Annotated in this window: 19 protein-coding genes; 9 read left to right on the forward strand and 10 right to left on the reverse strand. The window is 39.1% G+C overall.

Features of this window, described 5'->3' with window-relative positions; translation table 11 throughout:
• Window positions 1-63: 63 nt before the first annotated feature.
• A complete protein-coding gene (locus tag HUS24_RS13785; protein WP_173912493.1) occupies window positions 64-1,437 on the reverse strand; it encodes a uracil-xanthine permease family protein in 1,374 nt (457 codons plus the stop codon).
• A gap of 174 nt (window positions 1,438-1,611) precedes the next feature.
• Between HUS24_RS13785 and typA the strand changes: the two genes are divergently transcribed.
• From typA to HUS24_RS13800, 3 genes are all read left to right on the forward strand, one after another.
• Window positions 1,612-3,450, forward strand: a complete 1,839-nt coding sequence (typA, locus tag HUS24_RS13790) for a translational GTPase TypA (protein WP_173912494.1) — start codon at window positions 1,612-1,614, stop codon at window positions 3,448-3,450.
• A 191-nt stretch (window positions 3,451-3,641) separates the two neighbouring features.
• Window positions 3,642-4,067 (forward strand): large conductance mechanosensitive channel protein MscL, encoded by a 426-nt coding sequence (mscL, locus tag HUS24_RS13795; protein ID WP_173912495.1) that lies wholly within the window; start codon window positions 3,642-3,644, stop codon window positions 4,065-4,067.
• Window positions 4,068-4,162: 95 nt separating this feature from the next.
• Complete coding sequence (locus tag HUS24_RS13800) at window positions 4,163-4,792, forward strand: hypothetical protein (RefSeq protein WP_173912496.1); 630 nt, start codon at window positions 4,163-4,165, stop codon at window positions 4,790-4,792.
• Window positions 4,793-4,812: 20 nt separating this feature from the next.
• Here HUS24_RS13800 and HUS24_RS13805 read toward each other — a convergent pair whose 3' ends face one another.
• Both HUS24_RS13805 and mutM read right to left on the reverse strand, forming a co-directional pair.
• Window positions 4,813-5,097 carry a peptidylprolyl isomerase gene (locus HUS24_RS13805; protein ID WP_173912497.1) on the reverse strand — a complete coding sequence of 95 codons (285 nt, stop codon included), beginning with the start codon at window positions 5,095-5,097 and terminating at the stop codon, window positions 4,813-4,815.
• Window positions 5,098-5,103: 6 nt separating this feature from the next.
• On the reverse strand, window positions 5,104-5,943 hold the full coding sequence (mutM, locus tag HUS24_RS13810) for a bifunctional DNA-formamidopyrimidine glycosylase/DNA-(apurinic or apyrimidinic site) lyase (protein ID WP_173912498.1): 840 nt from the start codon (window positions 5,941-5,943) through the stop codon (window positions 5,104-5,106).
• A gap of 294 nt (window positions 5,944-6,237) precedes the next feature.
• Between mutM and HUS24_RS13815 the strand changes: the two genes are divergently transcribed.
• On the forward strand, window positions 6,238-7,350 hold the full coding sequence (locus tag HUS24_RS13815) for an NADH:flavin oxidoreductase/NADH oxidase (protein ID WP_173912499.1): 1,113 nt from the start codon (window positions 6,238-6,240) through the stop codon (window positions 7,348-7,350).
• Between the two features lie 90 nt (window positions 7,351-7,440).
• Here HUS24_RS13815 and hemJ read toward each other — a convergent pair whose 3' ends face one another.
• From hemJ to HUS24_RS13850, 7 genes are all read right to left on the reverse strand, one after another.
• A complete protein-coding gene (gene hemJ / locus HUS24_RS13820) occupies window positions 7,441-7,893 on the reverse strand; it encodes a protoporphyrinogen oxidase HemJ (RefSeq protein WP_173912500.1) in 453 nt (150 codons plus the stop codon).
• Between the two features lie 71 nt (window positions 7,894-7,964).
• Window positions 7,965-9,197, reverse strand: coding sequence for a beta-ketoacyl synthase N-terminal-like domain-containing protein (locus HUS24_RS13825; RefSeq protein WP_171531194.1), 1,233 nt, complete (start codon window positions 9,195-9,197; stop codon window positions 7,965-7,967).
• 260 nt (window positions 9,198-9,457) lie between these two features.
• Entirely contained in the window at window positions 9,458-13,285 is a 3,828-nt protein-coding gene (locus HUS24_RS13830) for a DUF4132 domain-containing protein (protein ID WP_173912501.1), read from the reverse strand.
• 208 nt (window positions 13,286-13,493) lie between these two features.
• A complete protein-coding gene (locus HUS24_RS13835) occupies window positions 13,494-15,623 on the reverse strand; it encodes a hypothetical protein (protein ID WP_173912502.1) in 2,130 nt (709 codons plus the stop codon).
• Window positions 15,620-16,798: a VWA domain-containing protein gene (locus HUS24_RS13840; RefSeq protein WP_173912503.1), complete on the reverse strand. Its 1,179-nt coding sequence runs from the start codon at window positions 16,796-16,798 to the stop codon at window positions 15,620-15,622. Before HUS24_RS13840 ends, HUS24_RS13835 begins: the two co-directional genes overlap by 4 nt.
• Window positions 16,795-19,347, reverse strand: coding sequence for a DUF5682 family protein (locus tag HUS24_RS13845; RefSeq protein ID WP_173912504.1), 2,553 nt, complete (start codon window positions 19,345-19,347; stop codon window positions 16,795-16,797). The genes HUS24_RS13840 and HUS24_RS13845 overlap by 4 nt, the downstream gene beginning before the upstream one ends.
• 2 nt (window positions 19,348-19,349) lie before the next feature.
• Complete coding sequence (locus HUS24_RS13850) at window positions 19,350-20,462, reverse strand: AAA family ATPase (RefSeq protein ID WP_173912505.1); 1,113 nt, start codon at window positions 20,460-20,462, stop codon at window positions 19,350-19,352.
• Window positions 20,463-20,691: 229 nt separating this feature from the next.
• On the opposite strand from HUS24_RS13850, the gene HUS24_RS13855 reads away from it, so the two are divergent.
• The 5 genes from HUS24_RS13855 to HUS24_RS13875 all read left to right on the forward strand — a co-directional run.
• The gene (locus tag HUS24_RS13855; protein ID WP_173912506.1) at window positions 20,692-22,416 is read left to right on the forward strand and encodes an EcsC family protein; all 1,725 of its coding nucleotides are present in this window, start codon (window positions 20,692-20,694) and stop codon (window positions 22,414-22,416) included.
• A gap of 187 nt (window positions 22,417-22,603) precedes the next feature.
• Entirely contained in the window at window positions 22,604-22,978 is a 375-nt protein-coding gene (rpsL, locus tag HUS24_RS13860; RefSeq protein WP_000246374.1) for a 30S ribosomal protein S12, read from the forward strand.
• Window positions 22,979-23,155: 177 nt separating this feature from the next.
• Window positions 23,156-23,626, forward strand: coding sequence for a 30S ribosomal protein S7 (gene rpsG, locus HUS24_RS13865; RefSeq protein WP_004655203.1), 471 nt, complete (start codon window positions 23,156-23,158; stop codon window positions 23,624-23,626).
• A gap of 189 nt (window positions 23,627-23,815) precedes the next feature.
• The gene (gene fusA / locus HUS24_RS13870) at window positions 23,816-25,951 is read left to right on the forward strand and encodes an elongation factor G (RefSeq protein ID WP_173912507.1); all 2,136 of its coding nucleotides are present in this window, start codon (window positions 23,816-23,818) and stop codon (window positions 25,949-25,951) included.
• 93 nt (window positions 25,952-26,044) lie between these two features.
• Window positions 26,045-26,170, forward strand: a 126-nt coding sequence (locus tag HUS24_RS13875) for a GTP-binding protein (RefSeq protein ID WP_227552738.1), incomplete at its 3' end; no start/stop codon positions are given.

The following is a 26,170-nucleotide window of genomic DNA, read 5'->3' on the forward strand; positions in this document are numbered from 1 at the left end:
AAAAAAGAAGTGCTAACAAACCAAATGCCCAGACTCGGCTGGGCATTATAAAGAAAGACGAAATTACTTTTTAGTTTCAGGTAAAACTAAATTTAAAATCAACGCAGCAATACCACCAGTTGCAACACCTGAACTAAAAATATTACGTGGCAATTCAGGAAGATGCTCTAAGATCTGTGGAACTTGCGCAACACCTAAACCGAGTGCTAAAGAAATCGCAATAATTAATAAAGCACGACGATCAAGTGTGACACCAGACAAAATATTGATCCCAGAAGCCGCAACTGCACCAAACATGACCATTACAGCACCACCGAGTACGGCTTGAGGAACGGCTTGAATCACACCTGCAACCGCAGGGAATAAACCTAAAATGATCAGCATGATCGCAATCCAAATCCCAACGTAGCGACTTGCCACACCAGTCAGTTGAATCACACCATTATTTTGGGCAAAAACGGAACTTGGAAAAGTATTGAAAATACCCGCAAGGAATGAGTTTGCACCATTGACCAATACACCACCTTTAATACGCTCCATCCAAACAGGGCCATCGACAGGTTGATTCGAGATTTTTGAAGTTGCCGTGACATCGCCAATGGCTTCTAGAGAAGTCACAAGGTAAATAAATGCCATCGGAATAAATAAACTCCAAGAGAAACTTAAACCAAAATGCATCGGTGTTGGGATTTGAACCAAAGGCGCATCTTTTAAACCTGAGAAATTTAAATACCCCATATAGCCAGCAAGTGCATAACCAATCACCAAAGCAATTAAAATCGCTGAACTTTTTACCCATACGATTTTAAAACGATTCAGTAAAATGATAATCGCTAACACTGTACAAGACATAATTAGATTATCAGCGCTGGCAAAGGTTTTATTTTCCATGGCTTGATAACCACCACCCATACTGATCAGACCTTCTTTAATTAAAGTCAAACCAATCAAAAGCACGACAATGCCTGTAACCAACGGGGTAATCAGTTTTTTCACCCAAGGTAAAATACGTGACACGCCCATTTCAATAAATGAACCTGCAATCACTACACCAAAAATAGAGGCCATTACTGCTTCTACAGGTGTGCCTGCTGCAACCATAGCAGAACCAATTCCAATGATTGGTCCAATAAAGTTGAAACTTGTACCTTGAACAATCAGTAAACCTGCACCAAATGGGCCAATTTTTTTACATTGTAAAAAAGTTGCAATGCCTGAAATCACCAAAGACATGGATAAAATCATGTTGGTATCATGGGCAGAAACCCCAAGTGCCAAACAAATCAGTAAACCCGGAGTCACAATGGGAACAATAATGGCAAGCAAATGTTGCAGTGCTGCAAAAAAAGCGATGAGTGGTTTTGGGCGATCATTTAAGCCATAAACAAGATCAATATGACCTTGTTGTTGGTCTTTAGCGGTATTTATATCGGACATGGAGATTGGGAGAACAGCGGCAAGATGCTGCTATTCTAATCTCTTTACACTCTTTTACAAAATAAAAAGCCTGCTATTGTGAAAAAAACTTGTAACTGTCCGCAAACTGTCACTACTAAAAGTTAAGATTTTTCTGTATAATTTGCCCTCAAACTTTAGGCGTATCGAATTTACATGTCAGATATTAAAACTCTCCGCAATATTGCTATTATTGCTCACGTCGACCACGGGAAGACAACTTTAGTTGATAAACTTTTACAACAATCAGGTGCGCTCGGTGAACGTGCGGGCGAGATTGAACGTGTCATGGATTCAGGCGCTATTGAAAGTGAACGTGGTATTACCATTCTTGCAAAAAACACTGCAATTAAATGGTTAGACAAACGTACAGATACTGAATACCGTATTAACATCGTGGACACCCCGGGACATGCTGACTTCGGTGGTGAAGTTGAACGTGTAATGTCAATGGTTGACTGCGTACTTCTTTTGGTTGACTCTCAAGAAGGTCCAATGCCACAAACACGTTTCGTAACGCAAAAAGCGTTCGCACGTGGTTTGAAGCCAATCGTGATCATTAACAAAGTAGACAAACCAAGTGCACGTCCAGACTGGGTAATCGACCAAGTATTTGACTTGTTTGACAACCTTGGTGGTACAGATGAACAGTTAGATTTCCCTGTAGTGTATGCATCAGGTCTTCGTGGTGTGGCAGGTCCATCTCCAGAAGAACTTGCTGATGACATGACACCATTGTTCCAAACGATCGTTGACATCGTTGAACCACCAGCAGTTGATGTTGATGGTCCATTCCAAATGCAAATTTCTTCACTTGACTATAACAGCTTCGTTGGTGTGATCGGTATTGGTCGTATCCAACGTGGTTCAGTGAAAACCAATACACCAGTAACTGTGATTGATAAAGAAGGTAAGACACGTAACGGTCGTATCTTAAAAATCATGGGCTATCATGGTTTAGATCGTGTGGATGTTGATTCTGCATCTGCAGGTGATATCGTATGTATCACAGGTCTTGATGCATTGAACATTTCTGACACAATTTGTGATCCGAAAAATGTTGAAGCTTTACCAGCATTGTCTGTAGATGAGCCAACTGTGTCGATGACGTTCCAAGTGAACAATTCACCGTTTGCTGGTAAAGAAGGTAAATTCGTAACTTCACGTAATATCCGTGAACGTTTAGACCGTGAATTGATCCATAACGTTGCATTACGTGTGGAAGATACGGACAGTCCTGATAAATTCAAAGTATCAGGTCGTGGTGAACTACATCTTTCTGTATTGATCGAAAACATGCGCCGTGAAGGCTTTGAGATGGGTGTATCTCGTCCGCAAGTGATCATGAAAGAAATTGATGGCGAAATGCAAGAGCCATACGAAAACGTAACATTTGACGTCGATGAACAGCACCAAGGTGCGATCATGGAACAAATGGGGAACCGTAAAGGTGAAATGACTAATATGGAAGTAGACGGTAAAGGTCGTATCCGTATTGAAGCAACTGTTCCTTCACGTGGTTTGATTGGTTTCCGTTCAGAATTCTTGACCATCACTTCTGGTACAGGGATCATGACATCAAGCTTCTCTCACTATGGTCCAGCGAAAGCAGGTCAAGTGGCGAAACGTCAAAACGGTGTATTGATTTCAATGGTGAATGGTACTTGTTTAGCATTCGCATTGTTCACTCTACAAGATCGTGGTCGTCTATTTGCTGAACCGCAATTAGAAGTATATGAAGGTATGATCGTGGGTATGAACTCTCGTTCAGATGACATGACTGTGAACCCAACCAAAGCAAAACAGTTAACCAACATGCGTGCATCGGGTACAGATGAAGCATTAACTTTAACACCTGCAATCAAATTCACGCTTGAACAAGCTTTAGAATTTATTGAAGATGATGAATTGGTTGAAGTAACACCTAAGTCAGTACGTATTCGTAAAAAATTCTTAACTGAAAACGAACGTAAACGTGCTGCACGTGGTATGTAATCTTTAGAAATTCATTATTTCTAAGCAAAGCCGCAATTTGTCAAAGTTGCGGTTTTTTTTATAAAATGTAAACAGATATTTGGAATTTTCAAAAAACCAAGTAAATTAGGTGGAATTGTATTTTAAATAATTAATGTAATAAACATCACATTAAAATACAGCCATAAAAATTCCTATGTTGGAGCGATCACATGAGTATTATTCAAGAATTTAAAGAATTTGCTGTAAAAGGCAATATGATGGACATGGCAATCGGTGTGATCATCGGTGGTGCTTTTGGTAAAATCATTGATTCATTGGTAAAAGATATTATTATGCCGTTGATTTCCGTGATTACCGGTGGTGGTGTTGATTTTACACAGAAGTTTTTTGTATTGGGGGACAATCCAAACAATTTAACGTCTTTAGATGAACTTACCAAAGCGGGTGTTAACGTCTTAACTTATGGTAACTTTATTACAATTTTCTTAAACTTCCTGATTTTGGCTTGGGTGGTTTTCTTATTGGTTAAATTCTTGAATCGTATTCGTAAACCTGTTGAAGAAGCTCCTGCTGCAACACCAGAAGATATTGAATTATTACGTGAAATTCGTGACGAATTGAAGAAACGTCAATAATCCTAAAAGCATTTATTGAATATATTAAACGGTACTTTCGGGTACCGTTTTTTGTGTGTACTATGAAATTGGTTATTGATGAAGGAAATTGGAGCATGCACAAACGACTCATTTTAAGCACACTCATATTGAGCTTGGTTGCATGTACTGAACCTGAAACGAATAAAACAGAACAACAAAAAAATCAATTCACAAGTGCAGAAAATAAAAATAACTATCAAGGACTTACTTTTGAAGATATTCCTAATCAAGATACAACCTATGAAACCATAGAAGCTAATAATATTGATGAAAATGAAATACTGATGAACGCTTTACAGACTGAGTTATTAAAAAATAAATTTGAGTTATTTGAAAGTGAAAGTGGTAAGACATGGTCTGAAAATGATTGTAATTTAAATAAAATTATTAAAGTAAAAGGTGAAGGACTGCGGGTTTATACTGCTGAAAGCAAACAAGGGATTGGACCTAAGAAAAATTATTTTCCTGATTTTACCCTGTTGGTTTTTGGCTTTGATGATGAACAACAAGCGAAGCAACATTTTAAAACTTTGGCATCTGCGGTGAACTCACAAGGTTTTTGTAATGGTAAAGCACCTGAAAAAATCGTAAGAAATGGCAGTGAAGTATTTTATTTTGCTACTCGCGCAGAGATGTTTAGAGGATATATTGAGCAATATGCTGAATTTATTCAGGATTATAAAGAGGCTGATATTGCGCAATAACATATCAGTCTTACCAATCCTTAAAAATCCATCCGAAATTTAATTTCTAATAAGTGAAAACCAAACTGGCTTTTGATCGGCCCATGTAGCTCACGTTCAGCTAAACTAAATACAGCCTTATCAATTGGTGTAACCAAATCGCCTTTTTTCACTTCTCCCAGTTCTCCGCCACGTTTGGCAGAGTTACAAGTAGAATGTTGTTTGGCAATTTTAGCAAAGTCAGCACCATCCAAGATTTTTTGTTTTAACTGTTGTGCTAAGTCTTTATCTTTCACCAAAATATGTCGAACAATTGCAGTTTTCATTGGGTTTTACCTGTCGAAATTTTCTTTACAGTTTTTACTTTTTAAGGGTTGGCATTGTGGACAAAACACACTTGCGCGTTGTCCTAACTTTAAATTTTCTAAGGTTGTTTCACAATTTACGCACATTTCACCTGCACGACCATAAGCTAAAAGTGTTTGTTGGAAATAACCATTTTCACCCATTGCATTGCTGTAATCACGTAAGGTAGAACCACCTAAATCAATTGCTTGTTTCAAAATACGCTTAATTTCAATAACCAATTGTTCAATTTGTACTTGGCTTAAACTGGATGCAGACTGAGCGGGATGAATACCGAGATGAAATAAACTCTCAGTCGCATAAATATTCCCTACACCCACCACGACATGGTTGTCCATGATCGCAACTTTAATTCCAACATTTTTATTTTTTAATTTTTCTGCTAGATATTGCGCATTAAAATGTTCGCTTAAAGGCTCAGGCCCAAGCGTATCAATCAATTTGGTTTGAGAGTGCTCATCTAGCCATAAAATACAACCAAATCGTCTAGGGTCATGATAACGCAGTTGAATATCTTCAAAGTCAATAATCAGGTGATCATGCTTGCGTAGTTCTTCATCAGCCTTACACAGTCGAAAACTACCAGACATACCCAAATGCCAAAGCATACTGTCTTGTTCAAAGGTAGCTAAAATATATTTAGAACGGCGATCTAGTTGAAGTAATGTTTGCCCGACTAATTTTGAAATATCATCAGGAATTGCCCAACGTAAACGTGATTCTCGTATCTGCACAGATTTCACTTTTTGATTTAGCAAAGGAAATAGGCTGACTTTGGTAGTTTCAACTTCAGGTAATTCAGGCATAAATATTTAGAGAATCAGGAGAGTGACCAAATCAATATTGTAGTCAAGTTTGGTTTTTCAAGGAAGCTTAACATCTAAGTTACCATTCAACTGAAAATGAAAGGCTTGATCTGAAGAGTTGATCAAGCTTTTAATAGGTTAAAAAATCAAAATATATACCTCAGTAGATAATTTATTTGATAAAACCTATATTGGTTGAATGAGTGTAAATGATGGAAATAGGCGGTTCTTTTTAACTTATACTGGTTAAATTACAGGATTGCTTGCCATAGCAAATTTATAAGGGAGTTTTGCATGTCGTTATTATTTCAACCGATTCAATTTGGCAAACTCAAACTGAAGAATAAAATTGTGATCGCACCCATGTGTCAATACTCTGCAAATGAGCAGGGTGAAGTCAGTTATTGGCATGAACAGCAATGGGCGAATTATGCTTTATCGGGTGCAGGTTTATGCATTATCGAAGCAACTGCCGTACAGGCACAAGGACGTATTAGTTATGCTGATGTAGGTTTGTGGAATGACTTACAACGTGCGCAACTCAAAGCACTTTTGCAAAAAGTAAAAAGTATTTCACCCATGCCTTTTGGTGTGCAGTTGGCACATGCTGGACGCAAAGCTTCTACAGATAAACCGTGGTTAGGTAAAGGGCAGATCGCACCAGAGCATGCTTTGGGATGGCAAACAGTATCAGCTAGTGAGATTGCATTTAACCAAGGTGATATTCCACCGCATGCGTTGACAATAGATGAAATTCAACAGGTGATTGCAGACTTTGCAACAGCAGCCAAACGTGCAGTAGATGCTGGCTTTGACTTGATTGAAATTCATGCAGCACATGGCTATTTGTTGCATCAATTTATGTCCCCTTTATCAAATCTAAGGACTGATGAATATGGTGGAAGTTTTGAGAATCGAATCCGTCTGAGCTTAGAAGTGTTTAGTGCAATAAAAGCGGTTGTTCCAGAGGACTATCCGATTGGGGTGCGTATTTCAGCCAGTGATTGGATGGATGAAGAGGGTGGTTGGGATATTGAATCGAGTGTAGGAATTTCTAAGGCTTTGGAGCAATTAGGCGCAGTTTATATTCATGCCTCTTCAGGTGGTTTACATGCTCAACAAAAAATTAAACTGGGTGCAAACTATCAAGTTCCTTTTGCAAATGAAATTAAAAAGCATGTGAATATTCCTGTGATTGCAGTAGGTTTAATCACTGAACCTCAACAGGCAGAAGATATTTTGCAAAATCAGCAAGCAGATGCAATTGGGCTGGCACGTGCAATTTTATATGATCCACGTTGGCCTTGGCATGCAGCGGCAGCTTTAGGTGAGAAAATTGAAATTGCACCGCAATATTTACGCTGTCAACCCCATGCTTTTAAAGAGCTTTTTATTCAGTTTGAGTAAGAAGTTATTTTAATGAATCAAAAAATTAAAAGCACTGTAATAATCTTTAAAAACCAATTCTTTTTAGAATTGGTTTAGATTTTTCATGAATTAAAATGTAGGTTTAACCACTACCAAAATCACAACAGCCAGTAAAATCACCGTTGGCATTTCATTAAAAAAGCGCCAGAATTTATGCGATTTATAATGCGCATTTTCAATCAGTTTCTTACGATAATAGCCACAAACCAAGTGGTAAATGACCAATAAACCGACTAAACCAACTTTAATATAGAACCAAAGCGCTTCGTGATAATGACGGGTTGCATCCCCCCAATCCACCAAAAAGTGCGCAGTAATCAACGTGATAATCATCGACGGCCACATGATGCCACGATATAACTTGCGCTCCATTACTTCAAAACGTTGATGACTGACCGCATCATCACTCATCGCATGGTAGACATAGAGGCGTGGGAGATAAAACAATGCAGCAAACCAACAGACCACTGCAATAATATGAAATGCTTTTACCCAGAGGAAAGCATCAGAAGGAGCATCCATCAAGTCACCCTTTGTAAAGGGCAGTGCGGAAGTGGTTGATCTATTGTTGCAATAGATCAACCATTTTCAAATTAGCCTTCCCATTTTTTGAAAATGAGGCAAGCATTAACACCGCCAAAACCGAAACTGTTACTCATCACAGTATTCAATTTTGCGTCACGTTTTTCAAGTACGATATCGAATGGTTTTGCACCTTCATCCAATTCTGTGACATTAATATTGGGTGCAATAAAGTCATTTTGCATCATAAGAACAGAATAAATCGCTTCTTGTACACCCGCAGCACCAAGACTATGACCTGTCATTGATTTGGTTGAACTAAGTGGTGGCACTTGACCTTCACCAAATGCACGCTCCATCGCTTTAAGCTCAGTCACATCGCCTGCTGGTGTCGATGTACCATGAGTATTGACATAGTCAACTTTGTCTACGCCATGCTGTTTTGCTTCTTCCAATGCCATTAAGATACAACGTGTTGCACCTTCACCCGATGGTGCAACCATATCAGCACCGTCAGAGTTTGCAGCATACGCCACAACTTCAGCCAAGATATTGGCACCACGCGCTTGCGCATGTTCAAGTGACTCAAGTACCACGAAACCACCGCCACCTGCGATCACGAAACCATCACGATCCGCAGAATAAGGGCGTGAGGCAGTTTCAGGCGTATCGTTGTATTTAGAGCAAAGCGCACCCATCGCATCAAACAATAAGCTTTGTGACCAATGGTCTTCTTCACCGCCACCTGCAAGCATTAAATCTTGTTTACCAAGCTGAATCAGGTTGTATGCATAACCAATTGCATCCGCAGAAGTTGCACAAGCACTGGTAATCGAGTGGGCAACGCCTTGTAGTTTAAATGCCACACCGACATTTGCAGTGATGGTGTTTGACATGTTACGTGGCACAAAAAAAGGACCGATTTTACGTGCACCTTTTTCTTCAAGCAATTTAACCATTTCAGCCACAGAAGCCGTTGAGTTTCCACCTGAACCACCTGCGATACCATAACGAGGATTACCACCCAATTGTTCTGGTGTTAAACCTGCATGTTCAACCGCAGCCACCGCAGCGTTGTAGGCATACATCGCACATACGCCCATAAAACGTTTAAGTTTACGGTCAATACCGTCAAAATCTTGTTCTGCTGCTGCACTCACATGGCTTTTAAAATTGAGTTCTTCATAAGTCGGGTTATGACGTGTGCCTGAAATTCCATTTTGTAAAGAATGGGTCACATCTGCTAAGGTATTTCCGATACATGAGTTGATCCCCATACCCGTAATAACAACACGACGATTCATACAAAGTCCTTTATTTTTAAATAAGCGATACAATGGGCTCATTTAAGCGTTTTTAGTTTTCTATCGCAATGGCGAAAGATATAGATTCTGTATAGATTGACTTTATCTACACAAAGCTTGGGCTTTTTGGTCAATACTTGGCTATAAGTTGGTTTTACACTATTTTAAAAGAAATGTGAAAAATAAAATATTTGCAAAATAAGACAAAACTGCCCAATTTTATCCGAAAAATTGGGCAGTTTTTGTGAGGATTTACCTGCTTACCAAGGCGTCTTTTTTTGCCACTCTGGGTCAAAACCATTACATGCATCGGCTACTTTTAAATAGTCTGCATAGCTTTCAGCCAATAAAATTGGTGGAACTTCACTGAGAAGTAGGCTATTTGAGTTCCAAGAGCGACTGCCTAATTTATCAAATTCCAATTCATACAGTACGGCAGGAATATTTTCCTCAGGCACATAACTGCCACTAAAAACGATTTGTACGTCTATGCCAAGTTGTTTAAAAGATTTGGTATAACGGTCAAATGAGCCAGCATCTTCAATGCTTGAACGTTGATAGCCGAGTTTGTTGACCACACCACGTAATGTAAAGGTATCGGTAGTCCAGCCTTTACGATCTTCGATTTGAGTTGCTTTTAAATCTGTCATTTCAGGTAAATGATGGGTCATTTGTTCAAATAAAAACTTCACTTTGTAGTCTTTAAAATGATCTAGCCATGCCTGTGCATTTTCTTTGCCAACAATCACAGCATGTGCAATTTGAATGTAACTGTTGCTTTGAATTTCAATCTCATCATCGTCAAGGTTGAGTAAGCAACCATCATCACTTGGACGAAAAGCGATTTTTTCACCTGATTCAGTCACTTCAATCCAAACCAGACGTTGAATCAAACGACGTACAATCGGATGAGCATGTAAATATTCAAACCATTCAGCTTGCTTCCATTGGCGTTCGCTGCACATTGCTTCATAGAGGCGTTGTGTTTGTAAATCAATCACTTGTTTAAGTTCTTTTTTGCTACTGCTCAACAGCGCTTTGGCTTCTTTAATTAAGCTTTCATCATCATTTTGACGTGCCGCAGGTAAGGCTTTAACCACTTTGCCTTCTTCATTTTTGAGAACAAATTTATCTTTATCGTCTACAATTGCAGTAAATAAACGTGAACCATATTCTAAGTTTAAAACGCCATTTTCATCTAAACCTGCGGTAGGAATGGTACGATCTGCAAGTTCATCACTGGTCCATTGATTACGCTCAGCAATTTCAGTGACCAAATCGGTGGCTAAGTTTTGCACAGATGTGGTGCGATAACGACGTGATAATGACAATAACAGTTGAATAATAAGAGGGTCGTTGCTGATCGACAGCGCAGAAATCATGGCTTCGATTTGTGAACGACGTTGATAATGCTGTTTCATATAGTCTTGCAAGGTTTTTACTGCAAAACTGCCTTGAGCAGGATAAGTCAGTGCCAGCATACCTTTACTTTTAATGGCTGAGCCTAAGTAGATTGCTAATTGTTGACGTTTAATTTCTTCAATCACTTCCTCAAGGGTAATCGTTGCATAATGCCCATAATATTCAGGATATTTATGCCCATAATTTTTATAACTGTCCCGATAACCTTGTAGGCGTTGAGGCGCTTCTTTAGTGGCGACTTCCATCGCTTGGTCTAAAGTTGGCGAAAGCGTATCTTGCTGAATAAAACTGTGTAATAGATGATTGGCAAGTTTTTGTTGGCTTTTCTCATCAAGTAAATCCAAATAACGTTGGAACAAGGCATTGGCTTTGGGGTCTTTGAGCTTTTCAGCCAAAACTACCCACCAATGAATAATTTCAGCTTTTACGGTTGTACCATTTTTCCACTGTACTTCAGGCAAAGTTTTAGCATCAAACCAAGTAAAACTACTGGAAAGTTTGGCTTTTAAACCTTGTTCAGCTTCTGCCAGTAAAACTTTTTCTGACAAATAAGGACTGATGTCTTGTCCTAGCTTTTCTAAAGCAGTTAACAAAGCCGCACGAACAATTTCTTTTTTCTCTTTTTTAAGCAAATCATTTAATGGCTTGATGGCATCTTGATGTTGCAAACGTGCGAGCCATTCAATCGCTGTGATACGAATCTCTTGTTTACCAGAGCTTAATGCTTCAATTGCACGTAAATGAATGTCTGCTAGGCGTTGAAGGGCTTGTTGAGCATCGAAACGTAAGCGTTTATTTTCTCCTAAAGCATATTCAAGCAAACGAGGAATATATTGCTGAGGAATACTTGGGAAATATTCTAAAATTTTAATCGCTTTGATCGCTTCAAACTGATAATAGCTATTTTCTTCTAAAGACGGACTTAAGCCCAATGCTTCAGAAATAAACTCAGGATGTTCTGCAAAGAATGGCCAAATTTGTTCAGGTTCAGTGATGTAGTCATCTAAATCATTCCAATAAGACATCAGCATGCCTTGTGCAATCTGACGTTCCGTATTGGCATAGCCTGTTTCTTTGAGTGCCTGATTAATTTGGCGTAAATCTAAAGTACTGTATTGGGTAGCTGGCAAGTCCTCAAAAATTGAACTCCAATGGGCACTTTGATCGTGGCGGCGACTGGCATGAATACGTAACGCATGATGTAATGAATATTCAGGAAAGCTTTGCAGTCTTTTTTGATGGTTAATGATTTGAATATCAGATTCAAAGGATTTACGTGGTGACTTACCATTGAGTTGATCTAATAAACGATCAATGTTTCCCATTTTTAAGTTTTTTAGACGTTTAAGATTTCTTTGTGCCCAATCTGAGCGATAGCTGCTGGTTTTATTGTCCTCAATTTCAGCAGCAGCGGATTGCTCCGCTTTTTCTAAAATTTTCTGATAATTTTCATGCATTACTTCAATAAAATTATTCGGAATATCTTGTGCAACCAAAGGGCTAAAACTTGGAATTTCGATACTTGCGTCGTTGACAGATTCATTGACTGCCTTTAAACGTTGTACTGCCATTAAAATGATTTGCTGAACTGATTTTTGTTTTTCATTTTCATAGGCTTGCTCTAAAACTGCTAAGTTATGCTCACCTAAACGTGCTAAAAGCTCTGCGGCAAAACCACGTTCTTTGCTTGAACCATTGACTAAATATTCTTGTAAATATTGCTGACTATCCTCAGCATTGAGTTGACTTAATAAGCTAACAGCTAGATCACGAATGGTTTTAGAACGCCCAATGGTTAGTTTTACGATCAGTTCAGGCAGTTGTTTTAAAAGCTCAGGTTTACGTTTTAAATAATCTAAAAATACCGTTTGACCATCCACCGTTAAGTTTGGAATTTCCTTTTTTAAAATATCAAGATGCTGTTCGATATAAGCATCTGTATCAGACAATCCAAAAATCAAATCCATACGGTCTGTATAATAACTACTACAACCCGCACGTTCAAAAATAAATAACGGTAAATATTGCACAAATGTAGCTTCATCTGCTGCCAAAAGTTGTTCTAACTTGGTCAATGTCCAATGCTGTTTAATATTTTTTCTGGCATCAATTTCACTAAAACCATGACCTTGCTGTAAAGTTACTAAAGCATCAACCACGATATACGTGAACCATTTGGGGATCGGGGCATAGATTTCTTTATAATTTTTCTGTTGGGTAATGCTTTCATATACTTTACCCAAACGGATGATCTGCTCATGATTTAAAGTGGTAAATAAATGGTCATTGAGTTGTTTACGTGCTTTGATAGATTGATTTTTTAATTTTTCTTGCGCTTTGCTGAGTTGCGTTTGTGACCAATACCATTCATAAGTGCCAGGATGACCAATCAAATCACTGGCTTTTTCATCAGGCAATTGATTCAGTTTTAATAAAATTTGCGGTTCTTCCGCTTCCACAATATAAGCAATAATGCTTTTCATTAGATTGTCATCGACTTCATTGAGGACTTTGAAAACCTCATAAAGTGGTTTAATCGTTTCGACCATTTTTTGATTATGTTCTTGAATATCTGTATCTTGTGATTGTTCTTGATTGCTATTGTTTTGTTTATTGTCTTTATTGGAAAATAAAGATTCGATTTTAGACATAAAATTACTGAGCATTATAAATTTTCCTTTGATGAAAAAAGATGTACTTGTTATTCAGCAGTGGTTAATTAAAAAGTATGTTTCTATCTTAGAAAAATAAAACAAAAATAAAAGCGTGATTTTGTTGTTGTACGACATAACTTGACTTGCTAAGAGTTTTTTATTGCACGCTAGTTTCGCTTTTATTCATGCTTTGTTTTGCCGTACAGCATTTTTATCGATTCTAAATCGAATTTTCTATCGGTAAGCGATAAGACAGCCGCTGTATTTGTAAAAATAAATGTCGCCATTTCAGTAAGGCTGCTGCCAAGCTTTCAGTTTGCATTGCTGTTTGAAGGCTTCGTTGTAAAATGTCTAAACCCAAATCTTGGTAGAGTTGAGCCGCCTGTTGCAGTTTTAGTTTATCTTCAGGATCAAGCACAGCACGCCCCGTATTGGCATAAAACTCAAGTACAGATTGAGTTTGTTGTGTGACAATATCCAGCGCAGCGTAATGTGGCTGAGTTTGCCACTGTTTTTTCTGTTGTAGTAATTTTTCGATTCTGCCTGTAATCAATTCGCCTAAACTGCTTTTTTTATGGCGTGGATAATGATAATCCAAACTAAAAATCTCTAATTGCTCATGTCGTTGTAATATCACGCTACAGGGAATCAGTTGAATATTTTGTTGTTTGGTGTCCAAGCGTACAAGGGTCGCCACAATTTTTTCATTTTGTTGAATCAGCGTGGTGAGGTGTTTAATACGCACTTGATATTCAATTTCAATCGGTAATGTGAGTTTTACACTTCGTGCTTCACTATCTTGAATCCGACATTCAAAGCATTGTTCATGTTCATTCAGTTCTGGTGCAAAAATCTGTTGATGGCGTAGTAAAAGGTAACGATAAGGGTTTTGCTCCAAACTGGATTCAGGCTGTATCCATGCATGTAAATCTGCCCAGCGATTTATACCTATATTCATCTGCTCTAAGTCATCTAAACTTAAGCTTTTAAACATATCTAATTGGGTAAAACGCGTATCCACACTAGCGCTCAAATTCACTGCAGAGTTGGCTTTAGAATGGGTCAATTGGATTTGATGTTTGAGTAAATAATCTAAAGATGTGCCCCAAATGCCAGACTGTGCCACACTGTCTTTACTAAAAGTGCTGTCTAAATGATTGGCTCGGGCTTGTGTGACTTCTCGTGTATGTTGCTGTTCAGCATCCCAAAAGGTGATGGTTAAACCATGCGCACCACTGTCAGTTTGCCACCATTCACAACCTAAAGGGATCAAACGTTCGGTGGATTGTGCTTGATAATCTCGTTGCACCGTACCTTTTAAGCGGGTAAATGTTTCTGCTTGGTTTTGGCTATTTTTTAGAGCAACCAAATAGGCATTTAAATATGCCAATTGCGAGAAAATGTATTGTTCATCTACTTGAATATCATCTTCTAAAAACTGACGCATTGAGCCATATACTTGTCTTAACTGCGCAGCTAACCGAGGTAAGTTCTGTGCACGTGCTTGCATATTTAAAATGTGCAATGACAACACCGATTCTTTGGCTAAATGTGATAAACCTTGTTGAATAAAGTGCTGACAAATTTGTTGTAATTCGGCAATAAACGCTAAATCCTCAGAATTTAAAACATGTGCATGATCTACGGTTTGCTGCTGTTGCAAATCTTCCGACCATTGCCATTGTTCAGGTGCGTGTAAATGAAATAAATAGGCAATACACGCTAAATGAACCGCTTTCTTTTTATTCTCGGCAAGGTCTGAAAGTATGCCCTCAAAGCCAGTCTGCGGAAAAAATAAAATTGCATGCTCACTGAGTGTCGTTTTAAAGCTGATTTTTTCAGGTAGGATGTCAATCTGACAGTTTTCAGTGTTTTCACAAAAATTTTGCCAAACTTCAAAAGCGAACCGAGTTTGTGCTTTACCTATTTTCTTAAACAAAACTGTGTCTTTTAGTTCTAAGGCGATGTCTAGAGTAGACGCATTGGAAACCTGTTCAGTAGAATTTTGATCGGGATTTTCAGTAGATTGGTTTTCTTGTTGTTGGCTTTGTGAATGTTCTGACACAACATTGTCTGTATGTGCAGTGACATTCGGATTTTGCTGTAACCAAAAAATACTGCTGAGAATATGTTTGCAGCAACTTTGTGCAGGGCAGGTACATTGCGCTGCTGTGATGCCTTGTGCTGGTAATACAACCTCAAATTCTTCTACTTTAAAATGCAAGGCCTGCGAATTTTCCTCAAGAAGTTGTACATCATCGAGAGATTTTTTAGCACGACGAATCAAGCCTGCATTGCTATGTAACGCTAAACTGTCTTCATCATAGTGCAAATAAATTTGCCCAATCATTGCATCACCTCCGCAAACCAATTCGCTAAATGATCAGGTGTCATGGCTGCGATTTGCATGCCACGTTGTTGTAATTTTTGCGCCATATTGCTGTCATATACAGGATTGGCTTGACTGTCCAAAGCTGCAAGCCCAAGTAATTTACAACCTTGTTCATTCAGTTGCGCTGTCGTGTTTAATAAATGCTGAACCGAAGCACCCTCCTCGAAGTCACTGATTAAAATTAGAATACTACGATTCGGTTGTGTAATTTTTTGCGCACAATATTCCATTGCCTTACCGATATTGGTGCCACCACCGAGTTGTACTGTCAGTAAAACCTCAACAGGATCATGTGCCAAATGACTCAGATCAACAATTTGCGTATCAAATAACACCAAGCTGATCTTCACCGCAGGCAATGCTGCCAAAATACTGGCACAAATCGCAGCATACATCACAGAGTCTAACATCGAGCCACTTTGGTCGACACACAGGACGATTTCCCATGACAAATGCTTTTGCACTCGAGCATTAAAAATTGGATTTTGAATAATCAACTTTTTATAGTCAGGTTGGTAATTTTTTAAATTGCTTTGAATGGTGCGTTTCCAATCAAAATTTTGTGCTTGTTTAATGTGTGTACGCCGAAAGCGATTACGACGACCTTGTAAAGACTGTAAAAATTGTGTGCGAATTTTTTGTAATAATTCCTCAACGACCTGACGAATCACATCGCGCACCGCTTCTTTGGCTTCAGCACTCAAACGACCACGCATACTGAGAAGGGCTTTGGCAGTCGCAGGATTTGGTTCTAACTCACGAATACTTTGTGGATCTTTAAGTAAGTCTTTGAGTTGATAGCGTTCAAGCGCATGTTTTTGCATGCGCTCAAAGGTTGATTTTGGAAATAATTTTCGGCTTTGATTGAGCCAGTTGATCGCAGTCAGCTGTGAACCTTCTAGCCCACCATGACGGTTTTGACCTTGTTTGACGCCACGTTTTTTATATTCATTTTGATATAAATAATCAAGATTACGTTCCAACTTCAGTTGTTCACCTGACAAAGTCGCAGTTGACAAGCTTTGATCAGAATAACGTCCTAAAATCAGTCGCCAACGCCGTGCAGCATCTAGGTCATCTAGCGCTGTAAAATGATCTTCTAAATCGGATGGAGAGATTGTATTTTGTGTCATTGCCCAACGCCTTTGATCCAATTTTCAAGATGATCATGCTGTAAAAGTTGTTGTAATTGTTGATTTAAATGTGTAGCACTCAGCATGTCATGCTCACTGATATGACTATGCACTTGATCTAAAATCACATGCTGCGCCAGTCCAGCCATCTCAGCAATATTTTGAGAAACTGCTGAATTTTGCTTTGGACTGAGTTGACTAAAGATATAACGCAGATCAGGTAAAATCTGTAAGAAAGTTTCTTCTCGCCAATGTTTGACTAAGTCATATAAGCCACTGATCGCGATCGGAGATTGCACAAAAATTTCAGGTGCAATCGCAAACATGCCTTGAATATATTGTACGGCTTCATCTGCATCACAACCGATGGCAAAGGCAATTTTTAAATATTGCTGTAACTGTTCTTGATCAATTCGATGATCAAGGAACATCAAGGTATCTACAGCACCTTTTAATTTGCTCAAATGAAACTGATTAAACTGTTGTCGATCAATATGTTGATAAAATAAATCTAAAAGTGAATCAGTGTCTTGCGGTACGTTAAGCTTGCTGACAGATAAAATCAAATCATGCAAGGTCTTTAAGCTATTTAGATTTTCTTCGATTTTTTCTTCACGCGTATCATAGAGTTGATCCAGTAAGAAACAAGCTTGTTTGACCGCACGTACTAGACTTTGTTGTAAAATGGCTTCAGGCAATTGCAATAACTTTCGACCACTCCACAAATAATACAATTGCTGTGCTGCACCAACCACAGAGGCTAAGCTTTGATCAGTTTGTAAATATTCATCTAATTGTTTTTGTAAGAGATTGAGCTGTTCTTTTAAACCTAAACGACATGCCAAAGTCAGTAATTTTGCAGTTTCAAATGCAGACTGTCCAAGTCCATTTTTCTGATGATGTTGTTGTAATGTGAGAATTTTAGCTAAAGCAATATGTTGCAGTTGATCACCTAATTCAGCAAGTTCAATCAAACGAGCTTCAATCGAAGGTGACCATGTATAACGCCATTCTTCAAACAATAAATCCAAACCAGCACCATGACTAAAATCAGGTCCCGATAAACGTTGCGCAAAACCACAATCGACAAACTCAAGTAAATTTAAAAATTGACTGATTTCTTGATGTAAAGGTTTACGGTAAATATCAAGTTTTCGATGACGAGGAATAGTATCGCTAACATTAAAACGATATTTTTCGATTTGTTTGAAAATATTTTGGAGTAGTGCAGGACTGTGCTGATGTGCTGCAACTTGACCGAGTTGTTGACCACTTAAGTAAGCGTAAATTTCTTGAAATAATAATTGTTGACCATCCTCCAACTCACCTTTAACTAAGGCACTTTGTAAAGCATCTAAAAGATCGTAACGACTTGGTCGATAATGTCCACGCAAGTGTGCCAATTGTAAGGCTATTTCGGCAGTATTTTTTAAAGCAATATAGGCAGTAACATCTAAAACTTGTTTCTCATCTAAATAATGACAAATTTCAGTGAGATATTTGAGAAATTGTTGCTGAATCTCTGCATCACCGAGATTCTCCTGATTTAAATCATGCCAAAATTGTTGATAAAATGCAGGTGAAGGCATACCCGAAGCATAACCATTCAAAGCATCTAATCGGTCAAAACTATAACGAATCAACCATGCATTTTCCTGCCATTTGTCTTTTTTGTTAGTCTGAATGCTGTAGCGGTTTGCCGTATCTGTTTGTGCTAAATTTTCGATCAAAGCCAAGGTGTGAAAACCGCCAGTGACCACCAGCACTTTATGTTTAGGGTTTAAGCAGGCTTGGATTTTTTGCCACATGCAGTCTTCACGATGCAACGATGCCTCTTGTAACAACACATCCTGTTCATAGTCCAAACGTGCTAAGGAACACCATGTAAAGACATCATCGAAAAATTTTTCAGGCTGTTTTAGTTGGGCAATAGGTTGTAACTCAAAAAGATGATCCCAAAGTTCATCATGATTACGACAATGCAACTGCTGCGCAAGATTTTGAATATATTGGCTATGCGCTAAATAACGTTCAGAAATTAAATTTTTTTGCGACCAATCTAAGGCGGTATTTGCCAATTTAAAGGCGCTTTGCTCCTGCCAAGACAAATCAATAAACTCAATTTTTGCCTGTTGTGCAGTGCCTTGTTTTAGCGCAACCCATTCAGGTGAATATTCACAAAAAGGATAATAGGCAGAAAATAGGGCAGGTGTTGGCTCGGCTTGTACATCTTCATCATCAGCTTTGTTTGTCTGTGATGTGGTTTGAGCATGAGCACCTTTTTGTATTTGTGCCTGTGTAAAGATTGCAATTGGCGGCTGGGTATTTTCATCTAACAATGCTTCAAGTAAAAACTGAAAACTATGCGGTGCTTCGATCAAAATATGCGTGGGTTGTAGCTTTTGAATATACTGCTTTAAAGCATAGGCACAGGCAGGACTATGATGCCGAACAGGTGCAAAATAAAGCTGTTGTGCTACAAGTTTTTGCTTGGCTTGAAATGCCTGTTGTAGTCGTTCAGGCAGTGGTGCTGCGTGAAATTCTGCCATGATTAAAACTCACGACTGGCTTCAAAAAAGGCTTTCCAGTCTTTGTCTTGACGGGCACGCTCTTTTACTACACTGTCCAAATAGTAACGCAAACGTTTGGCATCCTCTGGATTGTCTTTAAAGACTACACCGACCAATTGCTGTGCGATATGTTCGGCTTTGAGTACACCATCTCCCAAATAGATCGCTTGTAAGCTTGCTGCATGCGCAATATTGACGGCTTCCGCAGTTGACATGACTGCATCAGGAGTTTTTAAGTTTGCACCTTGCAGACTTTGTCCTGTACGCAATTCATTGAAAATAGTAACAAGTAGTTCAATTACTTGCGGTGGAACGGTCAGTTCTGAAAATAAATCACCGACTTGTTGTTTGAGTTGCAATTGAACCAATTCCACTTCGAAATCACGATTTTGAATCGGTTTCACGGTTTCAAAATTAAAACGACGTTTTAATGCGGCTGACATTTCATGTACACCACGATCTCGTAAGTTGGCAGTGGCTATGAGATTAAAACCTTGTTGTGCAGAAATATTAAAATCCTGTCCCATTTCAGGAATCATCATTTGTTTTTCGGACAATAACGACACTAAAACATCTTGAATTTCAGGTGGGCAACGTGTGATTTCTTCAAAACGTGCTAATTTGCCTTGTTGCATGGCAAAAAATAAAGGTGAAGGAATGAGGGATTTTTCCGAAGGCCCTTCTGATAAGAGTAAGGCATAGTTCCATGAGTATTTAATATGATCTTCAGTTGTGCCTGCGGTACCTTGAATCGTCAGTTGCGAGTTTCCACTGATCGCTGCACTAAATAATTCAGATAACATGGACTTTGCTGTACCTGGTTGACCGACCAGCATCAGACCTTGATTACCCATCAAGGTGACTAAAGCACGATCCACCAACGCATCATCACCATAAAATTTTTTTTGAATATTGAGTTGGGGATTTCCCAAAATAAAATCACGAACAGCATAGGCTGACAGTTGCCAACCTTGTGGTTTACGTTTTTGATCATGCTCTTTTAAGCGTTGTAATTCGTCATGATATTTTTGTTCAGCACTGAGTTTTAAAATGTGCTGTGTTTGTGTTGCATGGGGTTGTGAATTGTTATTCATGTTATTCAAAATCTTGTGAAATTTTGAAATTATCATAACGAGGGCTTTACTAGAATGCCAGTTGTATGCGCATTAATGCGACAAATTACGACTCAAGTGTGTTTCTAGCGTTAAGCAATTGTCATGATTTTGTATTTTTAGCTCAAGCATACACAAATAGAGTTGAGATAATTTCAGACTATCCTTAGTATTTGGCTAAGCCGATAAAAATGAATGGAGTAGAGTGCAAATGGCAGATTCTAATAATAAACAATCAAGTAGCATGTTATCCAATACATTTGGTCTCGCTAAAAAAATTGGTACAACAGGTTTAAACCTATTAAATCACGTTGCGCCAAACTCAGTGAGCAAACTCAGTCATGCGCCAGAAAGTGACTCAGTGGTTGAAGGTAAAGCTCGTACTCAAAGTATGTTTGAAAAAAAACAGTATGATAATCCACAGCAAATGATGCGTGAACATTTACCAAAAGTGTCTAGTCAGTTACTTGGTCGTCATTATAAGAAAATCAATAATGTTGCATCATTTATCTCCCCACAGTTGAATGACAAAATGTCAGATTACTTTTTTGAGAAGTTAAATGACTTTGTGTCAGAAGGTAGTTCAGTAGAAAAGCTGTTAAAAGAAGTGGGTGCTAAAGAGATCAAGGAATTGAGCCAAGATTCAGCACGTTCACAACGTATTAGCCAAGCACTAGCCAATCAAAATAAAGTCCTTGCTGCGATTCAAGGCGCACTGACAGGTGCGACGGGTGTCATTGGTTCAGCGATAGATGTCCCAAGCTCGATTGCTTTGGCGTTACGCAGTATTTACCAAACAGGTCGTGCGCATGGTTTTGAGTTGAAACCTGAAGACCATGATGTGGTTGAATTTATTTTCAAAAAAATTGACATTGGTTCTGTGGCAGAAAAACAAGCTTTGCTGATCGCCTTGCGTACATTTGCAAATACTTTAAAAACTCAAGATATGAGTCAGTTCCAGCAGTTACTTGGTTCAAGTAACTCAACCGATGTCTGGAAAAACTGGATCAGTAATGAAGATGGTACCTTTAAGTGGGCATGGTTAGAAAACTTTCCACAATTCAATATTATTTCTAAACTTACTCCATTTGCTTGTATCGGGATCAGTGCAACTTATAGCTGGAAACTTGTCGATGATGCAACTGAAAAAGCGCAAATCGTCTTTAAAGGTGCGCAGCAGTATTTAATCCAACATCCTCAAGAAAATATCAGTGCCTTAGCTGCGTTTGAAAAGTCTGAGATTTTGCTTGCGCAAGCCAGTCCATTATTGCAAGCACCTGAGCATGAAGATGCTGCGCCTGAGTTAAGTACAGCAACTACAGAGCAGCCATCTGAAAATGAAATTATTCAAGATGTTCAAGTACTGAAAAAAGATGAAGCACAAAACTTAAAAAGTGATGAGGAAGAAACCAGTATTGCTGATTTAGCTAAACAACACATTGCGAGTGAAAATGAAACAACTGGCGATGAGAAGGCTACTGAATCAGCAGACAAAGTAGAAAAGGTAGCTGAAAATTCGCAAGTCAGTGAAAAGAATGTCACAAAAGATACTCAAGCAGATGTTGAAGCAGTAGAGGAAAAGGCAGCTGAACAGTCAGATGAGAATGACATTATTCAAGATGTCCAAGTACTGAAAAAAGATGAAGCACAAAACCTAAAAAGTGATGAGGTAGAAATTAGTATTGCTGATTTAGCTAAACAACATATTGCTACTGAAAATGAAACAACCGACGGTGAGCAGATTGCTAAACCCGCACAAAAAGTGGGAAAGTTGGCTGAAAATTTGCAAGTGAGTGAAAAAAATGCAACAAAAGATACTCAAACTGATAAGGTCGAAGCAGTAGAGAAAAAGGCCGTTGAACAATCAGATGTCGATGAAAATGTTACGCAAAAGGTTGAAGCTAAAGCAAAATCAAAAGGTGAAAAGAAAAGTTAACATCTAAATGAGCTTTTTCTAATCTGATAGGTGGCGAAAAAACCATCTAAAAAAGTCAGTGAAATACAGAGATGGTCAATATTTGATAAGTGTCGAATGTTGACCATTTTTGCATCTTGACTTACAATTGCATGCCCTCAAAAAGTGGTATTTTTTTGAGGCTTTTTATTAACGGGAGAATTGCCATATGGCAACAACAAATCAGTTGATCCGTAAGGGTCGCACAACTTTAGTTGAAAAATCTAAAGTTCCTGCGTTGAAGGCTTGTCCACAACGTCGTGGTGTTTGTACACGTGTTTATACAACTACACCTAAAAAACCTAACTCAGCAATGCGTAAAGTTTGCCGTGTGCGTTTAACTTCAGGTTTCGAAGTTTCTAGCTACATCGGTGGTGAAGGTCATAACCTACAAGAGCACAGTGTTGTTCTTATCCGTGGTGGTCGTGTTAAAGACTTACCTGGTGTACGTTACCATACCGTTCGTGGTTCTTTAGACTGTGCTGGTGTGAAAGATCGTAACCAATCACGTTCTAAATACGGTGCTAAACGTCCTAAGAAATAATTCTTTAAGAATGAACTCTTAAGATCGTAAACCGCAATCCTTTATCGTCTCGCTTGTCTGATTTCTGCATTTAAATTTGTGAAATTCAAGCGACGTGTAGTAAGGCCAGCGAATGCACCTGACACTTGGTGCTCATGCTGGATTAACCTGAAGTGTCATATTTATAGGTAGTTTAAAATGCCAAGACGTCGCGTAGTCGCTGCTCGTGAAATCCTTCCGGATCCTAAGTTCAGCAGCCAAACAATCGCTAAATTCATGAACCATGTAATGCAAGATGGTAAAAAATCTATTGCTGAAAGTATCGTTTACGGTGCTTTAGACCGCGTTCAAGAAAAAAACAAAGTAGACCCAGTTGAATTTTTCGAGACTACTCTTGAAAAAGTTCGTCCTATGGTCGAAGTAAAAGCACGCCGTGTTGGTGGTGCTACATATCAAGTTCCTATGGAAGTACGCCCATCCCGTCGTACTGCCTTAGCGATGCGTTGGTTAGTAGATGCTGCTGCTAAGCGTTCTGAAAAAACTATGGCTTTACGTCTTGCTGGTGAGTTGCTTGATGCAGCTGAAGGTAAAGGCGCAGCGATCAAAAAACGTGAAGATGTGCATCGTATGGCTGAAGCCAACAAAGCCTTCTCTCACTACCGCTTCTAAGCGGCTAAAACAGTCCCTAATCAGGAGAATACTGATGCGAATTGCAGCACGATTTAATATCGCCCTCTACCAAAGTGGGGGATGGGCAGGAATTTAAGTTGTCCTTAAATTCGTATTAAGTATCCGTACGCATCAATACTTATTGATGCGTCCTGTTTTAAACAACAAAATTTAGGAATGCTAGAAATCATGGCTCGTCAAACCCCAATTTCTCGTTACCGTAACATTGGTATCTCTGCACACATTGATGCGGGTAAAACAACAACTTCAGAACGTATTTTGTTTTACACAGGTCAAAGCCACAAACTTGGTGAAACTCACGAAGGTTCGGCAACTACTGACTGGATGGAACAAGAACAAGAACGTGGTATTACCATTACTTCAGCAGCAGTAACATGCTTCTGGTCTGGTATGGGTAACCAGTTCGATCAACACCGTATCAACGTTATTGACACCCCGGGACACGTAGACTTCACAATCGAAGTTGAACGTTCTATGCGTGTTCTTGATGGTGCGTGCATGGTTTACTGTGCGGTAGGTGGTGTTCAACCTCAGTCTGAAACTGTATGGCGTCAAGCAAACAAATATAAAGTTCCACGTATTGCGTTCGTAAACAAAATGGACCGTACTGGTGCGAACTTCTTCCGTGCTGTAGAACAAATGAAAACTCGCTTGGGTGCAAACCCAGTGCCGATCGTTGTTCCAATTGGTTCTGAAGAAAACTTCCAAGGTGTTGTTGACCTCATCGAAATGAAAGCAATTATCTGGGATGAAGCATCTCAAGGTATGAAGTTTGAATACGGTGAGATTCCAGCTGAATTGGTAGAATTAGCGCAAGAATGGCGTACTAACATGGTTGAAGCTGCTGCTGAAGCATCAGAAGAACTCATGGATAAATACCTAGAAGAAGGCGAGCTTTCTAAAGAAGAGATTGTTGGCGGTCTACGTACACGTACTTTGGCAAACGAAATTCAGCCAATGATGTGTGGTTCTGCATTCAAAAACAAAGGTGTTCAACGTATGTTGGATGCTGTAATTGAATTCTTACCTGCACCAACTGACGTTGAAGCGATCAAAGGTATTCTTGACGACAAAGACGAAACTGAAGGTTCTCGTGAAGCGTCTGATGAAGCGCCGTTCTCTGCGTTAGCGTTCAAAATCATGAACGACAAATTCGTTGGTAACTTAACGTTCGTACGTGTTTACTCTGGTGTTCTTCAAGCAGGTAGCCCTGTTTATAACCCAGTGAAAATGAAACGTGAACGTATCGGTCGTATCGTACAGATGCATGCAAACGATCGTCACGACATCGAAGAAATTCGTGCAGGTGATATCGCAGCGTGTGTAGGTCTGAAAGATACAACGACTGGTGATACATTATGTGATGAAAACCACGTAATTACACTAGAGCGTATGGAATTCCCAGAGCCAGTAATTGCACTTGCGGTTGAACCTAAAACTAAAGCTGACCAAGAAAAAATGTCAGTTGCTTTAGGTCGTTTAGCGAAAGAAGATCCATCATTCCGTGTTCGTACAGATGAAGAATCTGGTCAAACGATTATTGCGGGTATGGGTGAGCTTCACCTTGACATCATTGTTGACCGTATGAAGCGTGAATTCGGTGTAGAAGCAAACATTGGTAAACCAATGGTTTCTTATCGTGAAACGATCAAAAAATCGGTTGAACAAGAAGGTAAATTCGTACGTCAAACTGGTGGTAAAGGTAAATTCGGTCACGTATATGTACGTCTTGAACCGCTTCCTGAAGACGCTGGTAAAGATTACGAATTCGCTGAAGAAGTTGTTGGTGGTGTAGTACCTAAAGAATTCTTTGGTGCGGTTGATAAAGGTATTCAAGAACGTATGAAGAATGGTGTCCTTGCTGGTTACCCAGTTGTAGGCATCAAAGCGACATTATTCGACGGTTCTTACCACGATGTCGACTCTGACGAATTATCGTTCAAAATGGCAGGTTCTTATGCCTTCCGTGATGGTTTCATGAAAGCTGATCCTATCCTTCTTGAACCGATCATGAAAGTAGAAGTAGAAACGCCAGAAGACTACATGGGCGACATCATGGGTGACTTAAACCGTCGCCGTGGTATGGTTCAAGGTATGGACGATTTACCTGGTGGTACGAAAGCCATTCGTGCAGAAGTTCCACTTGCTGAGATGTTTGGTTACGCAACTCAAATGCGTTCTATGTCTCAAGGTCGTGCGACTTACTCTATGGAATTTGCTAAATATGCTGAAACTCCACGTAACGTGGCTGAAGGCATCATTTCTAAATTCCAAAATGGTGGTAAAAAAGGTGACGACGAGTAATCTTTCGATTACTATAAGCCCAACTAATACATAGTTAAAAAACCAAGTGCTCATGTAGTGACCCTGCATGAGTAGTTTAAAAAGGAAGAACTCATGGCTAAGGCTAAGTTTGAACGTAATAAGCCACACGTAAACGTGGGCACAATCGGTCACGTTGACCATGGTAAAACAACTTTAACTGCTGCGATTGCAACTGTATGTGCAAAAACTTTCGGTGGT

Origin of the sequence: Acinetobacter sp. Marseille-Q1618 (assembly GCF_902809855.1) — a bacterium.
Lineage (GTDB): Bacteria > Pseudomonadota > Gammaproteobacteria > Pseudomonadales > Moraxellaceae > Acinetobacter.